The sequence below is a fragment of the Actimicrobium sp. GrIS 1.19 genome, from assembly GCF_035984655.1.
GTDB lineage: Bacteria > Pseudomonadota > Gammaproteobacteria > Burkholderiales > Burkholderiaceae_D > Actimicrobium.
Genome location: NZ_JAXCHT010000013.1, coordinates 77,283 through 95,514, shown reverse-complemented (window position 1 = coordinate 95,514; position 18,232 = coordinate 77,283). Strand labels below are relative to the sequence as shown.

General features: G+C 62.4%; 19 protein-coding genes, 1 tRNA gene and 1 pseudogene. 8 read left to right on the top strand and 13 right to left on the bottom strand.

Going from position 1 to position 18,232, the window contains the following annotated elements; genetic code table 11:
- The first annotated feature begins 34 nt into the window (after window positions 1–34).
- Window positions 35–247 (top strand): hypothetical protein, encoded by a 213-nt coding sequence (locus RCH09_RS11145; protein WP_326941159.1) that lies wholly within the window; start codon window positions 35–37, stop codon window positions 245–247.
- Window positions 248–430: 183 nt separating this feature from the next.
- Complete coding sequence (locus tag RCH09_RS11140) at window positions 431–1,009, top strand: ATP-dependent Clp protease proteolytic subunit (RefSeq protein ID WP_326941158.1); 579 nt, start codon at window positions 431–433, stop codon at window positions 1,007–1,009.
- A 193-nt stretch (window positions 1,010–1,202) separates the two neighbouring features.
- Here RCH09_RS11140 and RCH09_RS11135 read toward each other — a convergent pair whose 3' ends face one another.
- From RCH09_RS11135 to RCH09_RS11115, 5 genes are read right to left on the bottom strand one after another with little or no spacing between them, the layout of a single operon-like run.
- Complete coding sequence (locus tag RCH09_RS11135) at window positions 1,203–2,663, bottom strand: efflux transporter outer membrane subunit (RefSeq protein WP_326941157.1); 1,461 nt, start codon at window positions 2,661–2,663, stop codon at window positions 1,203–1,205.
- Window positions 2,664–2,674: 11 nt separating this feature from the next.
- The gene (locus RCH09_RS11130; protein ID WP_442785029.1) at window positions 2,675–3,805 is read right to left on the bottom strand and encodes an ABC transporter permease; all 1,131 of its coding nucleotides are present in this window, start codon (window positions 3,803–3,805) and stop codon (window positions 2,675–2,677) included.
- The gene (locus RCH09_RS11125; RefSeq protein ID WP_326941155.1) at window positions 3,802–4,941 is read right to left on the bottom strand and encodes an ABC transporter permease; all 1,140 of its coding nucleotides are present in this window, start codon (window positions 4,939–4,941) and stop codon (window positions 3,802–3,804) included. Before RCH09_RS11125 ends, RCH09_RS11130 begins: the two co-directional genes overlap by 4 nt.
- Window positions 4,931–6,667 carry an ATP-binding cassette domain-containing protein gene (locus tag RCH09_RS11120; RefSeq protein ID WP_326941154.1) on the bottom strand — a complete coding sequence of 579 codons (1,737 nt, stop codon included), beginning with the start codon at window positions 6,665–6,667 and terminating at the stop codon, window positions 4,931–4,933. The genes RCH09_RS11125 and RCH09_RS11120 overlap by 11 nt, the downstream gene beginning before the upstream one ends.
- Window positions 6,667–7,662, bottom strand: coding sequence for an HlyD family efflux transporter periplasmic adaptor subunit (locus RCH09_RS11115; protein WP_326941153.1), 996 nt, complete (start codon window positions 7,660–7,662; stop codon window positions 6,667–6,669). Before RCH09_RS11115 ends, RCH09_RS11120 begins: the two co-directional genes overlap by 1 nt.
- Before the next feature lie 82 nt (window positions 7,663–7,744).
- Here RCH09_RS11115 and RCH09_RS11110 point away from each other — a divergent pair, with 82 nt between their 5' ends.
- Window positions 7,745–8,416: a TetR/AcrR family transcriptional regulator gene (locus RCH09_RS11110; protein ID WP_326941152.1), complete on the top strand. Its 672-nt coding sequence runs from the start codon at window positions 7,745–7,747 to the stop codon at window positions 8,414–8,416.
- A gap of 9 nt (window positions 8,417–8,425) precedes the next feature.
- Here RCH09_RS11110 and RCH09_RS11105 read toward each other — a convergent pair whose 3' ends face one another.
- Window positions 8,426–9,199, bottom strand: coding sequence for a ParA family protein (locus RCH09_RS11105; protein ID WP_326941151.1), 774 nt, complete (start codon window positions 9,197–9,199; stop codon window positions 8,426–8,428).
- A 204-nt stretch (window positions 9,200–9,403) separates the two neighbouring features.
- Here RCH09_RS11105 and RCH09_RS11100 point away from each other — a divergent pair, with 204 nt between their 5' ends.
- On the top strand, window positions 9,404–10,435 hold the full coding sequence (locus RCH09_RS11100) for an ABC transporter substrate-binding protein (protein ID WP_326941150.1): 1,032 nt from the start codon (window positions 9,404–9,406) through the stop codon (window positions 10,433–10,435).
- A 4-nt stretch (window positions 10,436–10,439) separates the two neighbouring features.
- Here the strand turns inward: RCH09_RS11100 and RCH09_RS11095 are convergent, their stop codons facing one another.
- Entirely contained in the window at window positions 10,440–11,279 is an 840-nt protein-coding gene (locus RCH09_RS11095; protein ID WP_326941149.1) for an IclR family transcriptional regulator, read from the bottom strand.
- A gap of 84 nt (window positions 11,280–11,363) precedes the next feature.
- On the opposite strand from RCH09_RS11095, the gene RCH09_RS11090 reads away from it, so the two are divergent.
- Entirely contained in the window at window positions 11,364–12,374 is a 1,011-nt protein-coding gene (locus RCH09_RS11090) for a fumarylacetoacetate hydrolase family protein (protein WP_326941148.1), read from the top strand.
- 30 nt (window positions 12,375–12,404) lie between these two features.
- Complete coding sequence (locus RCH09_RS11085) at window positions 12,405–12,956, top strand: VOC family protein (RefSeq protein WP_326941147.1); 552 nt, start codon at window positions 12,405–12,407, stop codon at window positions 12,954–12,956.
- Window positions 12,957–12,989: 33 nt separating this feature from the next.
- Here the strand turns inward: RCH09_RS11085 and RCH09_RS11080 are convergent, their stop codons facing one another.
- From RCH09_RS11080 to RCH09_RS11060, 5 genes and pseudogenes are all read right to left on the bottom strand, one after another.
- A complete protein-coding gene (locus tag RCH09_RS11080; RefSeq protein ID WP_326941146.1) occupies window positions 12,990–13,388 on the bottom strand; it encodes a hypothetical protein in 399 nt (132 codons plus the stop codon).
- A gap of 95 nt (window positions 13,389–13,483) precedes the next feature.
- Window positions 13,484–14,545, bottom strand: a complete 1,062-nt coding sequence (locus tag RCH09_RS11075; protein ID WP_326941145.1) for an acyltransferase family protein — start codon at window positions 14,543–14,545, stop codon at window positions 13,484–13,486.
- Window positions 14,546–14,932: 387 nt separating this feature from the next.
- Window positions 14,933–15,385, bottom strand: coding sequence for an alpha/beta fold hydrolase (locus RCH09_RS11070; protein WP_326941144.1), 453 nt, complete (start codon window positions 15,383–15,385; stop codon window positions 14,933–14,935).
- Window positions 15,322–15,741: an alpha/beta fold hydrolase gene (locus RCH09_RS11065; protein WP_326941143.1), complete on the bottom strand. Its 420-nt coding sequence runs from the start codon at window positions 15,739–15,741 to the stop codon at window positions 15,322–15,324. The genes RCH09_RS11070 and RCH09_RS11065 overlap by 64 nt, the downstream gene beginning before the upstream one ends.
- Window positions 15,731–16,993, bottom strand: a pseudogene (locus tag RCH09_RS11060) (RNA-guided endonuclease InsQ/TnpB family protein). The gene RCH09_RS11065 and the pseudogene RCH09_RS11060 overlap by 11 nt, the downstream one beginning before the upstream one ends.
- 108 nt (window positions 16,994–17,101) lie before the next feature.
- Here RCH09_RS11060 and RCH09_RS11055 point away from each other — a divergent pair.
- Entirely contained in the window at window positions 17,102–17,599 is a 498-nt protein-coding gene (locus tag RCH09_RS11055) for an RNA polymerase sigma factor (RefSeq protein WP_326941142.1), read from the top strand.
- 148 nt (window positions 17,600–17,747) lie between these two features.
- Window positions 17,748–17,837 (top strand) — tRNA-Ser (locus RCH09_RS11050).
- A gap of 48 nt (window positions 17,838–17,885) precedes the next feature.
- Here RCH09_RS11050 and RCH09_RS11045 read toward each other — a convergent pair.
- Window positions 17,886–18,161, bottom strand: coding sequence for a methyltransferase family protein (locus RCH09_RS11045; RefSeq protein ID WP_326941141.1), 276 nt, complete (start codon window positions 18,159–18,161; stop codon window positions 17,886–17,888).
- Window positions 18,162–18,232 lie beyond the last annotated feature (71 nt).

Genomic DNA, 18,232 nt, shown 5'->3' with positions numbered 1-18,232 from the left:
GAACGAGTGTCGCGCAACCGGGCAGGCACAACGCATGTCGCAAGGCGATCGCCGATCAGGAACCTTGCCGCCCAAGCGCTTCACAATCGATACCATCCGCACCGCCAGCAGATTGGCGCTGCGCGCCGCGTCGGTCTTTACCATCAGCCATGAGTGGAATCAGGGACACCCAACATCTCGCGATATCTGTGCCTACCTTTGCAGGCATTCGGTCGCGCCAGTCAAGGTCGGCGCAGCGGTTCAATAACCGGTCAGCGGCAACAGGCAATCGCGCGTGTTAAGCCCGCCGTCCGATTCTTTGCTGCCACAACCGGCTGACACAACCAGTTCGCGGCATCGCGCCACAAACGGCAGCGGTCGTGGGGGGATTTTTCGGTTTACACTGCTGCTCTGATATTCGCTCAATTTCACTGACCCCCGGAGGCACCTCATGGAAGAAAAAATGGACACCAAGGCATCGGTACGCGATGCCTTTCTTGAAGAGAAAGCGTTCAAGTCCCGCACCGTACTGCTGTTCGGCCAGATCAACGATTCCGTCGCGCGTGATGTCGTGCGCCAACTGATCGCGCTGTCCGGCGAATCCACAGCACCCATCAATTTCCTGGTCTGCTCGCCAGGCGGGCATGTGGAATCGGGCGATGTGATTCATGACGTGATCCGCTTCATCGAGGCTCCGGTCAACATGATCGGCAGCGGCTGGGTCGGCAGCGCCGCGGTCAACGTATTCCTGTCCGTCCCGATCGAGCGCCGCTTCTGTTTGCAGAACACGCGCTTCCTGATTCATCAACCGAGTGGCGGCGTTGGCGGTCAGGCCTCGGACATTGCCATCCAGGCCCGCGAAATCATTCGCGTGCGCGAACGGATTGGCGCGTTGATCGCCCGGGAAAGTGGACAGACGCTGGAAAAAGTGAGCGCCGATATCGACCGCGATTTCTGGATGTCGGCATCGGAAGCGATTGAATACGGTCTGGTGTCAAAATCCATCGTCAGCGCCAGGGAAGTTGCGTGACGGCCAATGCCGCAGCGTTGACGAGCATGGCATGACGGGGCATTAAATAAATAATCCGGATGCGCGTCGCACACCTGCGGCGGCGTCCGGGTGCCTGGTTGTTCTGACAGCGGTGCATGGCAGGTCATTGCTGGAAATCGGGCTTCGGTCAAGCCCTTACGCCCACCGATCAAGCACAACGCAGGTAGCACGTCTATTGCCGATCCGGCACCGTTCCCCCCAATACCTTCACAATCGACACCATCTGCACCGCCAGCAGATTGAAGCTGCGCGCAGCCTCGCTCTGCGCCATCAGCCACGCGTGGCGGGCTTCGAGCGCAGCCAGATAATCGGTCATGCCCTGCCGATAACGCGCGTCGGCCAGCGCATCGGCGATCCGGCTGCTGTTTTCCTTGTTGTCCAGTTGGCGGCCATGCTGCTGCTCTGCCGTGTAGCTGGTCAGCGCCGAGTCAATCTCATGCCACGCCTTCAAGACGGTTTGCTGATACGCCACGGCGGCCTGTTGCTGTTCCAGTTGGCGCAAGGTAATCGCGCTGCGGCGTCGACCCTGGTCGAACAGCGGCAGCGTCAGGCTCGGTCCGATGGACCACTGGCGGCTGCCCCAGTCGCCGAAGTGATTCGCGCCGACCGACTCCAGCCCTGCGCTCGCGCCCAGCGTAATGCGCGGATACAGGTCGGCAGTCGCCACGCCGATGTTGGCGGTGGCGGCGTGCAGCGCGGCATCGGCGCTGCGGATGTCGGGGCGGCGCAGCGCCAGTTCGGACGGCACGCCCAGGCGCAGGTCGGGCAGCATCAGCGGCGCGGCGGCACTCAGCAATTCCGTCTGCAGTGCGCCCGGCGTCTGCGCGGTCAGCAGGGTCAGCTGATTGATGTGCTGGGCTTCGTCGTCCTGCAATCCGGGCAGGCGCGCGCGCTGGTTGGCCAGCGCGTTGCTGGCGCGGATCACATCCAGTTCGGTGCCAAGGCCGCCCTTGACGCGCGCCGTGACCAGCTCCAGCGCTTCCGCACCGACGGCGATGTCAGCCTGTAGCAGCTGCAATTGACGCTGCGTGCCGCGCAGCTCGACATAGTTGCGCGTGACTTCGCCAAGCACCGCCAACCGTGCCTGGTCCAACAAGGCCAGCGAACCGGTCACGTTGGCGTCGGCCGCTTCGATCACGCGCGCGGTATGGCCCCACAGATCGAGTTCCCACGAAGCGTCGAAGCCGCCCTGATACAGGTCGAAGGGCGCGCTCAATACGCCGATCAGTTGCTTCCGGTTGTTCGGTGCAATCGCATCGATCAGGCGCGTGCCGCTGCCGAATTCGCTTTGCCGCTGGCGCGATTCGGCGCCCCGCGCATTGACCTGCAGGTTCTGTGCGGCGGCCAGCTTGCGTTGCGTGCGGCTCTGCGCAAAACGTAGCGCGGCGGTTTGCAAATCCGGATTGGCGGCCAGCGCGCGCGTTTGCAGGCGCACCAGTACGGGGTCGTCGAACAAGGTCGTGATGTCGCGCACCGCGCCGGTTTGCTGGCGCAATTGCGGATCGGCCAGGCTGGCGGCGCCGCCGTGCCAGTCGGCCCAGTCGGCCGGCGCGTCGAGCACCGGTGGCAGGTAGTCCGGCCCGACGGTAGTGCAGCCGGCCAGCAGCAAGATCAACAGGGAGAGTGCGCGCATGATGGTTCGATTCAGACAAGTCGATTGCGAAACAGCCAGGCCGCCAGCGGCAGCGTGACGGCCGCCATGATCCACAGCGGGGCCAGGTTATGCAGCATGGCGCCAAGGCCAATGCCTTCCAGATACACGCGCTGCACCAGATCAATGGCAAAGCGCAGCGGATTGATCAGCGTGGCGATCTGCAGCCAGTGCGGCATGTTGCGAATCGGCGTGGTCAGGCCCGACAGCAGCATCATCGGCATGATCAGCACAAAGGTGCTCAGCATGGCCTGCTGCATGTTGGTCACCAGTGCCGAAATCGACAGGCCGATGCCAACCGCCGCCAGCGTAAAAAATCCCAGCCCGATGTAGAGCGTCAGCAGCGACCCGGCCATCGGCACCTTGAACCAGAACAGCGTCACCAGCAGCACGATGGTCGACTGCAGCATGCCGATCACCATCGACGGCAGCGCCTTGCCGATCATGATTTCGAGCGGCGCCATCGGCGTCACCAGCAGCTGGTCGAAGGTACCCTGTTCGCGTTCGCGCGCCACCGACAGCGCCGTCAGCAGCAAGGTCTGGATCATGCTGAGCGCGGCGACCATGCCGGGCATCAGGTTCCAGCGCGTCTCGAGATTCGGGTTGTACCAGGCGCGGGTGGCCACGGTCAGCGGCGCCACCGCCGCGCCGTGCTGCTGGCGCCATTGCACGTTGAAGGCATCGACCACCGCGCCGACCGAGGCCGCCGCCGCGCCTGCGGTGGTGGAGTTACGGCCGTCCAGGATCAGCTGCACGGTTGCGGTTTCGCCGGCATTGAGTTGCTGCTCGAAGCGCGGACCGATGCGCAGCACCATCAATGCTTTTGCGGTGTCGACCACCGGGGCGATCTCGGTATCGGTGCGCAGCGTCGCCACGCGCTGGAACACGCCGGTGCCATCGAGCCGGGCCAGCAGCGCGACGGCCGCCGCACCGTGGCTTTGATCGAGCACCGCATACGGCACATTGGTCAGGTCATAGGTCGCGGCATAGCCGAACAGGAGACTCTGCATTAGCGCCGGCACCAGCAGGATGACGCGGCTGGACGGGTCCTTCAGAATCACCAGGAATTCCTTGCGACACAGATTCAGAATCCGCCGCAGCACCGTGAGGATGGCCGTCATCATCGGTCCAGACTCTTGCGCGTAACGCGCCATGCGAGGGCCAGCAGCAGGCTGGCGTACAGGGCCAGGATGGCGCAATTCCTGAGTATCATCGGCCACACGTCGCCGGCCAGAAACAGGGTGCGGATCAATTCGACAAAGTAGGTCGCCGGCACCACGCGCGAGACCCAACGCACCACGTCCGGCACATTGCGCAGGTCGAACAGAAACCCGGACAGCATCAGCGACGGCAGAAAACTCGCCAGCAAGGCGATCTGGCTGGCCAGAAACTGGTTGCGCGTCATCGATGAAATCAACAATCCCAGCGCCAGTGTCACCAGCAGATACAGCATCGAACTGAACACCAGCAGGGCCAGCGTGCCCAGCATCGGCACGTAAAACAGAAAGCGCGCCGACAGCAGGCACAGCAGCAGGCCGAGCATGCCGACCACGAAGTACGGAAGCAACTTTGCCAGCAGGATTTCGAGCGGCCGCACCGGGCTGACAAACAACGCTTCGAGGGTGCCGCGTTCCCATTCGCGCGCCATTACCATTGCGGTCAGGAACGCACCGACCAGCGTCATGATCAGCACGATCAGGCCCGGCACCAGATACCAGGTGCTGTCATTGCTGGCGTTGAACCAGATGCGCTGCTCCAGGCTGACCATGCCGCTGGCGGCGGGTGCGCGGCCGGCGCGTTCGGCCTGGCGCAGGGCCCACTGCGCCAGCGCGCCGCCCAGATAGCTTTGGATGATGCCGGCACGACTGACATCGGCACCATGCACCAGCACCTGGATGCGACCATGGCCGGCTGCCAGTTGCGCTGAAAAATCGGAGGGGATGCGCACGATCGCGTCCACCGTGCGTGCGCGCATCAGCGCTTCGGCCTCGTGCATCGACATCAGCATCACCGGCGCCAGCGACGGTGACAGGCGCAAGCCGGCAACCACGTCGGCGGCGGTCGGCGACGGATCTTCCAGCACGATGGCGACAGGCGCATTCTTGACGTCGAGCGAGAGGCCGTAACCAAACAACAGGATCAGGAAAATCGGCAGCACGATGCCGATCGCGAGATTGCCGGGATCGCGAAGCAACTGGCGAAATTCCTTGCGGGTGAGGGCCGTCAGGCGGCGCCAGAAGCCGAAGCGGTCAGCCGGCATGACGGGCCTGCTCGACGATGGCGATGAACGACTGTTCCATGTTCAGTCGTTGCAAGGCAGTGCTGCCGGCCTGAGTGCGCACCTGTTCCGGCGTGCCCAGCGCCAGCACCTGGCCGGCGTCCTGGATCACGATGCGATCGCAGTATTCGGCTTCTTCCATGAAATGGGTGGTGATGATGACCGTGATCCCGGTTGCCGCCAGCGCCGTGATGCGACGCCAGAAGGCGCGCCGTGCTTGCGGATCGGCGCCGCTGGTGGGTTCGTCGAGGAACAGGATTTCCGGTTCGTGCAACAGGCCGGTGGCCATCGCCAGTCGCTGGCGAAACCCGCCGGACAGCTCGCCGCTGGCATGGTGTTCATGGCCGTGCAGATTGAATTGCGTCAGCACCGCTTGCATGCGCTCACGCAGGCGCTGGCCGCCCAGGCCGTATGCGCCGCCGAAGAAGTGCAGGTTTTCGGTGACGGTGAGGTTGGCGTACAGCGCGAATTTTTGCGAGACATAGCCGATCTTCCGACGTGCCCGCGCCGGCGCATGGCGCAGGTCCACGCCCGCCACCTGCAAGAAACCGCTGCTGGCCGGCAGCAGTCCGCACAGCATGCGGAAAGTGGTGGTCTTGCCAGCGCCGTTGGGGCCGAGCAGTCCGAAGATTTCACCGCGCGTGACGGTGAAGCTGGTGCTCGCCACGGCCGTGAAGTCGCCGAACTTGCGCACCAGATCGCGCACTTCAATGACCACCTCGGCAGTGCGCGGCGCGCTGGGTGCAGTGACTTCGGCAACCGGCTCCGGGGCCGCCTGCAGCAGCACCATGAAACCGTCTTCCAGCCGCGCCGGGGTGGGCCTGACGCTGGCGCCGGCCAGCAATGCGGCCACGGCGTCGCCGTCGCCGTCGCCGGGACGGCGGATGAAGCGCACCTCGCCGCCCTGCGGCACGGCATCGAGGATGTGATCCGACGCATCCAGCAGGCGCGCCTGCAAGGTGCGCGGCGGCTGCTCGGCAGGCGCCGTCGCAATGAAACACAGGCCGTCGGCGTGCGCGCGCAATGCCGCTGGCGTGCCCTGCGCCAGCAGTTTGCCGTCGGCCAGCAGATATACCTGCGCGCAGCGTTCGGCTTCATCCAGGTAGGTGGTGCTGATGACCACGGTGAGCTGTTCCTGATCGATCAGCTGCTGCACGATTTCCCATAATTCACGGCGCGACAGCGGGTCGACGCCGACGGTCGGCTCGTCCAGCAACAGCAACTCGGGCGAGCGCACCAGCGTGCAGGCCAGTCCCAGTTTCTGCTTCATGCCGCCCGACAGCTTGCCGGCCAGGCGCGTGGTGAAACGACCAAGATCGGTCATCTCCATCAGGCGCGCATAGCGCACCCGTCGTTGTTCCAGCGGCACGCCGTGCAGATCGGCATACAGGTCGAGGTTTTCCTGCACGCTCAAGTCGTCGTACAGACCGAAGCGCTGCGGCATGTAGCTGATGCGGTTTTGCACCGCCTGCGGATCGACGGCGACGTCCATGCCCAGTACCTGCAGGCTGCCTTGATCGGCGCGCATCAGGCCGGCGCACAAACGCAGCAGGGTGGTCTTGCCGGCGCCGTCCGGGCCGACCAGCGCGGTCAATGCACCGCGTGGCACGTCGATCGCGATGTCGTTCAAGGCGTGCACGGTCTGGCCGGTTTGCTTGACCAGAAAGCGCTTGTGCAGCGCGCGACCGAGCAGTGCCATCGCCGCCATCAGCGCAGCGCTATGCGCACGGTGGCCGGCATGCCCAGACGCAGGCGATCGGTCGGATCGTCCACCAGCACGCGCACTTCGTAGACCAGGCTGGTGCGCAATTCTTCGGTTTGTACCGTCTTGGGCGTGAATTCGGCGACCGACGAAATGGCGCCGATGCGACCGGTGATCGGCTGTTGCGGATGGCTGTCGGTCACCACGCTGGCGGCCATGCCGGTGCGGATGCGGCCGAGATCGACTTCGTTGACATACGCGCGCACCCATTTCGGATCGGTGATCGCCAGCGTGAAGACCGGACGCTGCGGCGAGGCCATGTCGCCGGGTTCCAGCAGGCGCGAGCGCACCACCGCCGCGACCGGTGCGGTCAGTTGGGCCTGGGTGAGTTGAAATTCGAGCACGGCCAGTTCGCTGGCGGCGACCTCGACTTGCGCCGTGGCCTGGGCAATGTCTTCCTTGCGCGGGCCGGTGTCGACCAGTTGGCGCGTCTTGCGGATTTTATCGAGCTGGGCTTGCGCCACCCGTTGGCGGGCGCTGGCGCTGTCGAGATCCTGCTGGCTGACGCCGCGTCCGGCGGTGCTTTGCGCGACCGCCTGCAGTCGCGCCAGTTGCTGCGCGGCCAGCGCGGCATCGGCCTCTGCGGCAGCCACTTCGGCACGCGCCTGGCTGCGTTCCTCTGGCCGGCTGCCGGCCTGCAGGCGCTGCAACGCCTGCTGTTGCGCGCTGCGCTGGGCCCGGGCTTGCGCCGCACGCAGCGTCAGTGCGCGGGTATCAAGCTGGCCCAGCACCTGGCCGGCCTTGACGTGGTCGCCTTCCTGCACAGTCAGGGTGGCGATGCGCTCGCTGCCGTTGAAGGCCAGCGACACCTGGCGGATATCGACATTGCCGTACAACACCAGGGCATCGGCATCCGGCGCGGGACGGCTAAAGTGCCACGCGGAAAAAGCACCGACACAGATAACGACGACTGCTGCGACAATAGCGAACTTTTTGTTCATGGCGGTGGCGTGGGCTTGGGCAGCTGGAACTATAATTCAAATTCGAATTTAAAGTATAAAAAAATCACTCCGGATTGATGTAATGCCAGCCAAAGAGAAACAGATTCCCGCAGTCCGACGTGCTTCACGCAGCGATGGCGAGGCCACGCGCCTGCATCTGCTCGACACGGCCGGTCGGGTTTTGGCCGAGCGCGGCTATGCCGATGCCACCAGCAAGGAAATCTGCCTGCGCGCGGGCACGCCGCTGGCATCGGTCAACTATCATTTCGGCAGTCGCGAGGGCCTGTATGAAGCCGTCCTGATCGAGGCGCATCGCCAGCTTGTCAGTCTGGATGATCTGACGGCGTGGGCAGCGACACAGGACGATCCGCGCCTGAAACTGGGTGCGGTGCTGTCGCATCTGGTGGCGTTGTCGACGCGCACCGATGCCTCATGGGGTGTGCGCGTGATGCTGCGTGAAATCATGGCGCCGTCGCAGGTGCTGCCCAAGCTGGTCGAGAAAGCGGTGCGGCCGAAAGCCGCGGTGATGCTGGGCCTGATTGCCGCCGTGCTCGGTCTGCCGGCAGGCCATCCGGCGGTGCAGCGTTGCCTGTTGTTGTCGGTGTTGCCGGCCATCCTGCTGATTGCCATGCCGAAAGTCGTGCTGTCGAAGGTGTTGCCCGCGGTCGGCGCCGACAGCCCGGCGCTGGCCGACGACTGGTTGCGCTATGTGCTGGCCGGGCTGGATGCGGTCGGGGCGGCGTATCGGGATTGAGCGACCGGCCTAGGCCACCGCCTGCAGCTCCTGATACAGGGTGGCGAATTCGCCGCTCAGCTTGTGGGTTTTGTCCAGATGAATCATCGGCAGGCAGCGCCCGTGCGATTCGCGGATGACGATCGAGCTCGACAGTTTGCTGTTGAGCACCGGCAGGCCTTCGGCCAGCAATTCGTCGACCAGCCGTTGCGGCAATTTTGCGCGCGGCTGGAACTGGTTGACGACGATTCCTTCGATCTGCAACTCCGGATTGTGGTCGGCGCGAATCTCGGCGACGTTGTTCATCAGCGTGTACAGCGCCTCGCGCGAAAAATCGTCGCAGTCAAACGGGATCAGGCAGCGGTCGGCCGCGATCAGCGCCGACATCGTGAAGAAATTGTAGGCCGGCGGCGTGTCGATGATGATCTCGTCGTATTCCTTCGCCAGTTCGTTGAGCGCGTCGCGCAACTTGTAGATCTTGTGGCGCGATTCGAGCTTGGATTGCAGGTCGCCCAGCGACGGGTCGGACGGAATCAGGAACAGGTTGTCGAACGGGGTCGCGTGAACAAAGGTGCTGGCCGGCTTCGGATAAAAGCTGAAGCCCAGCATCTCTTCAAAGAAGGCGGCGATGGTCGGCTTTACTTCCTTGGCGGCGTCGCCGAGCAGGTAACGGCTGGAATTGCATTGCGGGTCGAGGTCGATGAGCAGGGTGTTTTTGCCCGATTGTGCCGCCACCGCAGCCAGATTGACCGCAATGGTCGATTTGCCGCAACCGCCTTTTTGGTTGAAAATTACGCGTTTCATCAGATTTTCCCCGCAGCTGTGGATGGGTGTCGCGGCATATTTGCTGCAACGCGTCATTATGGCAAAAAACGCCCAGGCAAACGGGATAAGGAAAAACTTCTTTGCGCCAGAGAGCCATTGTAAAAAGTGGTTAAAATGCCGGCACGATGTTTGTCATCAAGGCTTGATCGAATTTGCCGGGTTTGCGATCACGAAAAGGAAGCGATGCGATTCACTCTCGGCTATCGTGCCGCGTCATTCAAAGCACGGGTAGCGCTGCTGGTAGTGCTGCTGGCCCTCTGCCTGCTCGGCTGGTTTGTCCTGCGACCACCGGCGGCGCAGCCATTGGTGCTGGCGCCGGTGCGCATGGCCATCCCGTTGCGCATCATCAGTGCGCCAATGTTTGTGGGCATGGAGCAGGGCGCCTTTCGCAACGCGGGTGTGAACATCATCGCGCAGCCATTCGAGATGGCGCGCGACGCGCTGAAATCGCTGATGGACGGCAAATCCGACCTGACCCTGATTGCCGACACGCGGCTGATGTTTGCGTTGCTCGACGGCGCGGACATCGCCGTGCTGGCGAATGTGGCGCAAAGCCGCCGTTCTCTTGGCATCGTGACCCGGATTGATCGCGGCATCAATCGCCTGGCCGACCTGCAAGGCAAAAAAATTGGCCTGACGCTGGGCACCAACCTGCCGTATTTCCTCGACGCGCTCTTGCAGATCAACAGCGTCGGCAATGACCGGGTCAACTGGGTCGATCTCGATCCGGACGCATTGCACCAGGCCTTCAAGGCCGGGCGGATTGATGCTGCCGCCATGTTCCAGCCGTATCTGGCACGACTGGAACAGGAGATGGATGGGCGCGTGAAGGTATTTTTCGGCGAAGAGGTGTATGCCTTCCGGCTGGTACTGGTGGGACGGCCGGGTTATATCGACAGCCATCCGGAAGAAGTGCGGCGCGTGCTCAAGGGCCTGCTCACCGCCACCGATTCGATCCATGCCGACCCGGTCGCGGCGCGCCGCGTGGTCGGCAAAATGTTCAAGATGGACGACGCGCTGATGGCCCGGATATTCGATCCGGAAGACTATGTGGTCTCGCTTGATCAGGCGCTGCTGCTGGCGCTGGACGATCAAAGCCGCTGGGCCATGAAGGAACGGCTGGCGCCTGCGCGCGCAATGCCCAATTTCCTCAACGTGACGCGCTATCAGTTTCTTGAGACGGTCAAGCCGGGGGCAGTGACGCTGGTGCACTGACCCATCATCGATACCCCAGTCGCCGCGACAAGGCCGTCGCATGCCGCTTGGTCTCCATGGCGATCGCGCCATCCCATGCCTGCCGGATATGCGCTGACGACCCCACCACCGTGAGCGCAAAGCGGATGCGGCCATCATTGTCGAACACCGGCGCGGAGAACGCATTGAAGCCGGCCAGCAGTAGTTCTGCTGCGCGGCTGGATCCGGGCGGTCGCGCGGCGGCCGGGTCGAGATGGCCAATCATGCGCGCCAGGCCATGCTCGGCGGTTTCATTGAGCAAGGGTCGCAGGGCCGTCAAGGTATGCGGCGCCGCCAGTTTCTGACGCCGGTTCGAAGTCAGTTCCAGCTTAAGCAATGACGCGCTGTCCTGCTCCGGCAACCAGGTCGCAAAACACAATCCGCTCGCGGTGTAGGTCATCGGCATGACGCTGCCGATTTGCAGGTTGACCGTCACCGGCCGGCGCGATTGCAGCAGGCGCACATAGGTCGGCCCCAGATTGCCCCACACCGCCAGCGCGACCGTTTCGCCGGTGGCGTCGCGCAAACTGCTCATGGCGGCGTCGGCCAGCTGCATTGCGTCGATCCGGCCCAGCGATGCCAGCCCCAGTTCCAGTGCCAGCGCACCTAGGTCGTATTCGGCCGAGTGGGCATCCTGCTGCACCAGCCCGACCCGGATCAGGCTCACCAGATAACGATGCGCCTTGGCTGCGGGCATGCCGGCGGCCTTCGCCAGTGCCGACAGCGGCAGTGCTCCGGATGAGTCGGCCAGCACCCGCAGCAGTGGCGCGGCAACTTCGATGGATTGGATGCCCTGGCGGGCGGGCGGCAGTGCAGCTGTCGGCATATGTAAATCCGGGTTGATTCAGGGCAGGAATGGCATTACGATACATTCAATCAATTCCATATTCCATAACTTTCAGGATTTCCGATGAAGCTGGCAACATTGAAGGACGGCACCCGCGACGGGCAACTGGCAGTGGTTTCGCGCGATTTGAAGAGTGCCGTACTGGCCGATGCGATTGCGCCGACGCTGCAACGGGCGCTGGATGACTGGGCCTTCATCGCGCCGCAGCTGGAAGAACTGTATGCCGCGCTCAACCTCGACCGCGTCGAGCGCAGCTTCGCCTTCGATCCCAAGCGTTGCATGGCGCCGTTGCCACGCGCCTATCAGTGGGCCGATGGCTCGGCTTATGTGAACCATGTCGAACTGGTGCGCAAGGCACGCAATGCCGAGATGCCCGAGTCGTTCTGGCACGAGCCGCTGATGTATCAGGGCGGCTCCGACGATTTCATCGGACCGACCGACGACATCGTGCTGGAGTCGACCGACTGGGGCATCGATTTCGAGGGCGAGGTCGCCGTCATTACCGATGATGTGGCGATGGGCGCGGACACCGACGAAGCGGCCGGCCACATCCGGCTGCTGATGCTGGTCAATGATGTGTCGCTGCGCAATCTGATTCCGGCCGAGCTGGCCAAGGGCTTCGGCTTCGTGCAATCGAAACCGGCGACCAGTTTTTCGCCGGTCGCGGTGACGCCCGATGAGCTTGGCGCGGCATGGAAAGAGGGCAAGCTGCATTTGCCGTTACGCACCACCTGGAACGCCGTCAGCGTCGGCCAGCCGAATGCCGGTGTCGACATGGTGTTCAGTTTTCCGCAGCTGCTTGCGCATCTGGCCAAGACCCGCAATGTGCGCAGCGGCAGCATCATCGGCTCGGGCACGGTATCGAACAAGGACGCGAGCAAGGGCTATACCTGCATCGCCGAAAAACGCTGTCTTGAAATGATTGCCGATGGCGTTGCCAAGACCCCATTCATGCAGTTCGGCGACACCATCAAGATCGACATGCTCGACGCGGCCGGAAAATCGATCTTCGGCGCCATCCATCAACAGGTCACGCAAGCGCCGGCGCGCATCAAAAAAGGCCGTCACGCTTAACCCCGTTAATTTTTGTCAGGAGCACCGACCATGAATGCACCGAATGCCAGTCCCGCCGCCGTGTCGATCAATGGCCTGCATCACTTCGCCTGGCGCTGCCGTGACGCTGAAGAAACGCGTCATTTTTACGAAGACATTCTGGGCCTGCCGCTGTTTCATTACATCCGCGCAGACCACGTCCCGTCGACCGGCGAATACTGTCCGTACGTTCATATTTTTTTCCGCATGACCGATGGCTCGTGCCTGGCGTTCTTTGACCTCGGCGACAACCAGCTGGCGGCGCCGTCACCGAATACGCCTGCCTGGGTCAATCACATTGCGTTGCGCGTCGACAGCATCGCGCAACTGCTGCAAATGAAGGACCGGCTGGAAGCACACGGCATCGAGGTGCTCGGTGTGACTGACCACCGCGTCTTCAATTCGATTTACTTTTTTGACCCGAACGGCATCCGCCTGGAGCTGTGCGCGCAGCTGGCAGACGATGCGCAAATGCGCGCCGAGCAAACCGGCATACAACAAAAGCTCGATCTCTGGTCGCAAGAAAAAGCCGTGCGCCTGGCGGCCCAGCCGCTGCCGGGTTAGTCGCTGTTGCGGCCGGTCTGGCAAGGCGGAGTATCAGCGGCGTTGCTGCAGATCCAGCAGCAGATGAATCAGGTCCACCGCCATCGTCCGGTCGGTTGGACGGAGCTGGTTGAGGCTTTCGATCAGTTTCAGATCGTCGGGCGGAAAGGTCGGCCCGAGTAACGGTTGCAGGTGCATTTCCTCGCCGTCGAAGCGCAGCCACTCGGCGCTCACGCCAAGCCAGTCGGCCAGCGCCCGCAAGCGCTCCTGGGTCGGGATCGATTCTCCCTGCAGCCATTTGCGGGCAGCGTGCGCTGTCACGGGCCGTCCGTCGAAGCGCACATTGAATTCCCGCGCAAGCCGGGTCGGACTGTCGGACGGATAGCCGGCCCGATGCAGCGACTCTTTCAGTCGCGAACTGAAGTTTTGTTGCTGAGAGGGATTGACCGACATCATGACCGATAATTGAGAACGAACATGGTCAGGGTGCGCGAAGCGATCTCTTTCAGGATTGAGGTCGCACAAAAAATGTGAAGATACCGGGCCGATCAGGCTTGTATGCCACCCAATCTTGCTGCCTGATTCATTTCATGCTCGGCCCAGCGGCGATTCAGATACAGCCGGACCGGATTTTCGAAGCAATAGAACGACAGGGTGCCGAGCGCAACCCCCAGCACCAACCCGAGCGGCTTGGAGATGGTGCCGTCGAGCACGCGTGAAAACAGTGGCATCTGCCACAGGTAGATCGAAAACGAGCACACCCCGAACCACCGAAGAATGCGCAGTGACATCCATTGCTTGATCAGCGCTGGGAAATTTTCTGCGTGGTTAACCACCACCGCCGCCAGCACCGGTGCAACCAGGATCGAGACATTCCACAGGAAGGCATAGCGCGGATTGAACGTGATCGCTGCCGCCGCCAGCGCCACGATCGGCACCACCGGCGAGGTATTGAACCAGCCGGACTGTTCCCGGTTGCGCAACACACTGATCGCTGCCGACGCGATCAGGCCCAGCGCAGCGACCTCGGTGTGGGTGCGCCACGGCGACGTGCCATCGGTAATCAGGCCGGTCATGTACAGCAGCGTCACGCCCATGATGGCCAGCACGGCGCCGAGCATGAACATTCTGGTGCTCAGCCTGCCGCGCGTCTTTGCAATCAGAAAGGCGCCGGCGGCAAGGAACAGGTAGCTATGCTCCTCGACATTGAGCGACCACAGGTGGCCATTCGACCAGTTGCCCGCCCAGATCGAAATCTGCGCTGGAAAATACGTGCCCATGAACAGAAATGTACTGAGCAGCTCGTCGAGCGGAATCACATATGGCTTGGGCTGACCATAGCGTGCGTAGAAATACATCACGACGATGAACAGCCACAGGGTCGGCACGATGCGGCTGAAGCGCTTGGCAAAGAACGACGACAGCGGCACTTTCTTGATGAACAGCAGCCGGGCCATGAAAAAGCCGGACAGGACGAAAAACAGCATCACCCCGAGGCGACCCAGATACCAGAAGCGGGCCGGGCCGAAATGGCCGATCAGGACCAGGATGATGGCCATGCCGCGCCAGCCGTCGAGGTAGGGGACATTGGTTTGATTCAGGGTCGACATGGGCAATACCTTTTCGGGTTGCAGTCAACGTGGCCAGTGAAAACAGGTCCTGCCTGGCCATGGATACGGACGTCAACACTGGAAATCGACCGGCCGGCGCACGACACGGATGCGGGCGCGCGCCAACAGGCAAATGAGAAAGCGAGCGATGGAAAGGATGCGAGACGGCGAGGATGGGAAATTGCCGTGTTGCCCTGAAGGCAAACCTGGCACGGGCAGTCAACGCCCGAGTGGACTTTCACTGCGTTTCGCAGCGGGCACTATTTCCTGTAAGTAATTGATTATAAAGACGTTTTGACCGTGCGCTGTCGCAAATGGTTCCATCTGATGCCTCCGGCCCACCGCCAATGTTTCCCTGTCCTGCGGAGCGAGCGCTGACCGTCGCGATCAGGTTGCCGCCTGCGCATCGTCGGCGCCGCGCAGCGCCAGCAGTCTGCCCAGCAGCACATCTACGTCATCGAGCCACCACCAGTGGTCATCACCCTCAAGTTCGACCAGCGTGGCTCCCGGAATGTGCGTCGCCATGAATCGCGAGGCTTCGATGCGCACCGCCCGGTCCCCGCGGCGGTGGAGCAGAATGGCAGGACAGCGCACGCTCGGCAGCAGCGGCGTGACGTCGACATCGCGCAACTGGTCCAGGATGCAGGTGATCATTCCCGGGCTGCTGGACAGGCGCAACAGGCGAGCCCACCAGTCGTTCAGCGTCGGATCATCGGCGTGCGACGGGGCAAACGCGGCGATGCTGTGGCTGGTGCCCCACTCAGCGACCAGGCGTTTCAGCCACAGGTCGTACTGGTGTGGCTGCAGCGCGGCGCCGAGGGTAACGCTGCGTACAAGCATAATCCCGCGACCCGCCGCGGATGCGCGCAGCACAATTGAATCGCCACCGGGCCCCCTTCCGAGGCGCCGAATACCACCGCGCGCTTGCTGCCGGCGGCATCGAGCACGGCCAGCACATCGCTTACCGCGGTCGCCATTGATGGCCTTTCCAGCGTACGGTCCGACAGGCCGACGCCGCGCCGGTCGAAAATGATCACGCGGAACTCGCGCGCCGCGCGCGCCAGGAAATGCGCCAGCTGCGGCTGCTCCCACACCATCTCCACGTTTGACACAAAGCCAGGAATGTTGACATCCTCCCCGCCCTCAGCCTGACGGCTGGCGCTTGCGCGCAAAGGACGGAGATTCCTACTGTGCATACAAAACCTCTTGCATGTCGCTTCGGTGGGTTCCTGCTGCTGACGGCCTGACAGCGCCGTTCACTTCACAGGCGATCCGGGCCATGTCCGGCCCTTCTTCATTGCTCGGTTGAGACAGTTGCGCCAGGGCGCGGTCCAGCACGTTGATCGCGCCCACCACATCAGCATTGTTCTCGTACCAGCACACGGTACAAAGAAACGCCGACTGGCTTTTGCGGTTAGCCTTGTCGACGTGCCCGCAGCACGGGCACGTCTGGCTGGTGTAATGGGCAGGCACCTGCATGAAAAAGCCACCGTTCCAGTAGAGCTTGTAATCGAGCTGCCGTCCAAACTCGCCCCAGCCTTGGTCGAGAATCGCGCGATTCAACCCCGCCTTGGCACGTACGTACGTACCTGGGGTTTCAATCGTGCCTTTCGACGACCTGGTCATATTCACGATCTTCAAGTCTTCGACGGCGACCAGCCCGTGGTTATTGCTGATGGTCGTTGTCGCCTTGTGAATGAAGTCGGCTCTTGCATTGCCAATATCACGGTGAACCCGTGTGAATTTGGCCTTGGCTTTTTTCCAGTTGCTGCTGAATTTGACTTTTCTGCTCATGCGGCGCTGTTATTTCGCCAGGCGTTGGTGCTTCTTGAAACTGTCCAACGGTGCGACGAAGGAGCCATCCGACAAGGTGACGAAGCGGTCGATGCCGACGTCAGCACCGACGGCGCTGATAGCCGTTGGTACCGGCTCGGCAACTTCGCGCTCAGTCTGAATCGACACGAACCACTTGCCTGCTTTTGACGACACGGTGATGTTCTTGATCGTACCGGCGATGTCACGGCTGCTGCGGTAGCGGATCCAGCCGAGCTTGGGCAGGAAGATCCGGGCGTTGTCCGGCTCCACCTTGAATTGTTTTGCGTCCGGGTAGCGGAAACTGTCACCGCGGCCCTTCTTCTTGAACGTGGGGAAGTCGGCGCGGCCGGCAAAGAAATTCTGGTAGGCGCGATCGATGTCTTTCAGTGCGTGCTGCAACGGGTGGTTGGGCGCGTCAGCTAGCCACGGGGTTTCGCTGCTGTGGCGCCAGCCGGTAAGCAACTTCGCCATCGATTCATAGCGGATGAACTTGCCGCCGGCTACGCGATTTTCCTGCTGTAACGCCAATGCCTTGTTAAAAACAAACCGGCACGCGCCGCCAAAGCGTCGCAGCGTGCGCTGGTGCAGGCCGTTGGGCATCAGTTCGTATTTGAAGGTTTGGCGTCGGATCATGTTCTAAAGATACAGAGTCGAAATCGATCGTGGCAAGCTTAAGGCGAAAAAAAATGCAAGGACGGCTGCGCCGTCCGCGTTATCCTTCCCCGCCCTGAAGGACGAGGTTTGTCACGCATTCCGATCAATCAGTTATTTACCGAGCACTACGCGCATCTGGTCAGGTTCGTGCAACGCTGCGTGCGCAACATCGAAGACGCCAAGGACGTGGTGCAAAACACCTTCCTCGAGAGCATGCGCTGCGCCGACCGTTTCACCGGCGCCCCCAAACCGTCGACCTGGCTATTCGGCATCGCCCTGAACCTTGCACGCAATCACGTGCGCCGCAACTACCCTGCCCACGCCCGTCATGCCGACGAAAGCCTAATCGAGGATATGGTCGACATGTCGGGCGACCCGGCCGACCTGATCGAAAACCAGCAACTGGCCGACAAGGTCGAGCAAATGTTGTCTGAATTGCCAGAGCGCATTCGCGAAACCTTCGAAGCCGTGCTGGAGAAGGACGCCAGCTACGCCGATGCCACCGAAAAAATGCACATCCCGATTGGCACCGTGCGTTCGCGCCTCTCGCGGGTACGCGAACAGATTCGCATGATCATCGAGTAGCGCCGGCTTGCCGGCCAGTTTGGTGCGCCCATCTGCCTGATAGGTGGGCCCGGGCGGAAATAGTTCTCCAAAAGAAAAGTTTTTGGCCCACAAGCTGCAATTTCAATTTGTTCCGGCACCGATCGAATGGCATAATGCGCCCTCCAGCGGAGGTGTGGCCGAGCGGTTGAAGGCACCAGTCTTGAAAACTGGCGACGGAGTGATCCGTTCGTGAGTTCGAATCTCACCGCCTCCGCCAGTAGCGCGTCAGCAAGCTCCCCAAACGGGAGCTTTTTTTTGCCGGTCATCAACGCACCGGGCGCTGGCGTCGCCGGCGCGGTATCGAAAACGGCAACAGGGCGGGCACCTTGCGGCGGTATGCGCAATAGGCCTGGCCGATAGTGCTGGCGAGATCGCGCTCTTCAAGAAACAAGGTCGCCGTGACGCTGTACAGCGTCAGCACGCCGGCCAGCAGCGCGAGGCCGACTGTCATCAACGGCGTCGCCCAGAGCGCAATGATCAGGCCCGCCTGAATCGGGTGATGCACATGGTGATACGGGCCCCGCATCGAGCTGGAAGTCACCAACGTCGCCGAATTCCGCAAGGCCGCGGGTGCATCTCACCACGGCGTCGGCGGAACCTTGGTGCGCCGAT

What these genes read in the sequence shown, in the direction of transcription:
- RCH09_RS11145 (WP_326941159.1), top strand. Translation starts at nt 35, where the DNA reads ATGTCGCAAGGCGATCGCCGATCAGGAACCTTGCCGCCCAAGCGCTTC.
- RCH09_RS11140 (WP_326941158.1), top strand. Translation starts at nt 431, where the DNA reads ATGGAAGAAAAAATGGACACCAAGGCATCGGTACGCGATGCCTTTCTT.
- RCH09_RS11135 (WP_326941157.1), bottom strand. Translation starts at nt 2,663, where the DNA reads ATGCGCGCACTCTCCCTGTTGATCTTGCTGCTGGCCGGCTGCACTACC.
- RCH09_RS11130 (WP_442785029.1), bottom strand. Translation starts at nt 3,805, where the DNA reads ATGATGACGGCCATCCTCACGGTGCTGCGGCGGATTCTGAATCTGTGT.
- RCH09_RS11125 (WP_326941155.1), bottom strand. Translation starts at nt 4,941, where the DNA reads ATGCCGGCTGACCGCTTCGGCTTCTGGCGCCGCCTGACGGCCCTCACC.
- RCH09_RS11120 (WP_326941154.1), bottom strand. Translation starts at nt 6,667, where the DNA reads ATGGCGGCGATGGCACTGCTCGGTCGCGCGCTGCACAAGCGCTTTCTG.
- RCH09_RS11115 (WP_326941153.1), bottom strand. Translation starts at nt 7,662, where the DNA reads ATGAACAAAAAGTTCGCTATTGTCGCAGCAGTCGTCGTTATCTGTGTC.
- RCH09_RS11110 (WP_326941152.1), top strand. Translation starts at nt 7,745, where the DNA reads ATGCCAGCCAAAGAGAAACAGATTCCCGCAGTCCGACGTGCTTCACGC.
- RCH09_RS11105 (WP_326941151.1), bottom strand. Translation starts at nt 9,199, where the DNA reads ATGAAACGCGTAATTTTCAACCAAAAAGGCGGTTGCGGCAAATCGACC.
- RCH09_RS11100 (WP_326941150.1), top strand. Translation starts at nt 9,404, where the DNA reads ATGCGATTCACTCTCGGCTATCGTGCCGCGTCATTCAAAGCACGGGTA.
- RCH09_RS11095 (WP_326941149.1), bottom strand. Translation starts at nt 11,279, where the DNA reads ATGCCGACAGCTGCACTGCCGCCCGCCCGCCAGGGCATCCAATCCATC.
- RCH09_RS11090 (WP_326941148.1), top strand. Translation starts at nt 11,364, where the DNA reads ATGAAGCTGGCAACATTGAAGGACGGCACCCGCGACGGGCAACTGGCA.
- RCH09_RS11085 (WP_326941147.1), top strand. Translation starts at nt 12,405, where the DNA reads ATGAATGCACCGAATGCCAGTCCCGCCGCCGTGTCGATCAATGGCCTG.
- RCH09_RS11080 (WP_326941146.1), bottom strand. Translation starts at nt 13,388, where the DNA reads ATGTCGGTCAATCCCTCTCAGCAACAAAACTTCAGTTCGCGACTGAAA.
- RCH09_RS11075 (WP_326941145.1), bottom strand. Translation starts at nt 14,545, where the DNA reads ATGTCGACCCTGAATCAAACCAATGTCCCCTACCTCGACGGCTGGCGC.
- RCH09_RS11070 (WP_326941144.1), bottom strand. Translation starts at nt 15,385, where the DNA reads ATGCTTGTACGCAGCGTTACCCTCGGCGCCGCGCTGCAGCCACACCAG.
- RCH09_RS11065 (WP_326941143.1), bottom strand. Translation starts at nt 15,741, where the DNA reads ATGCACAGTAGGAATCTCCGTCCTTTGCGCGCAAGCGCCAGCCGTCAG.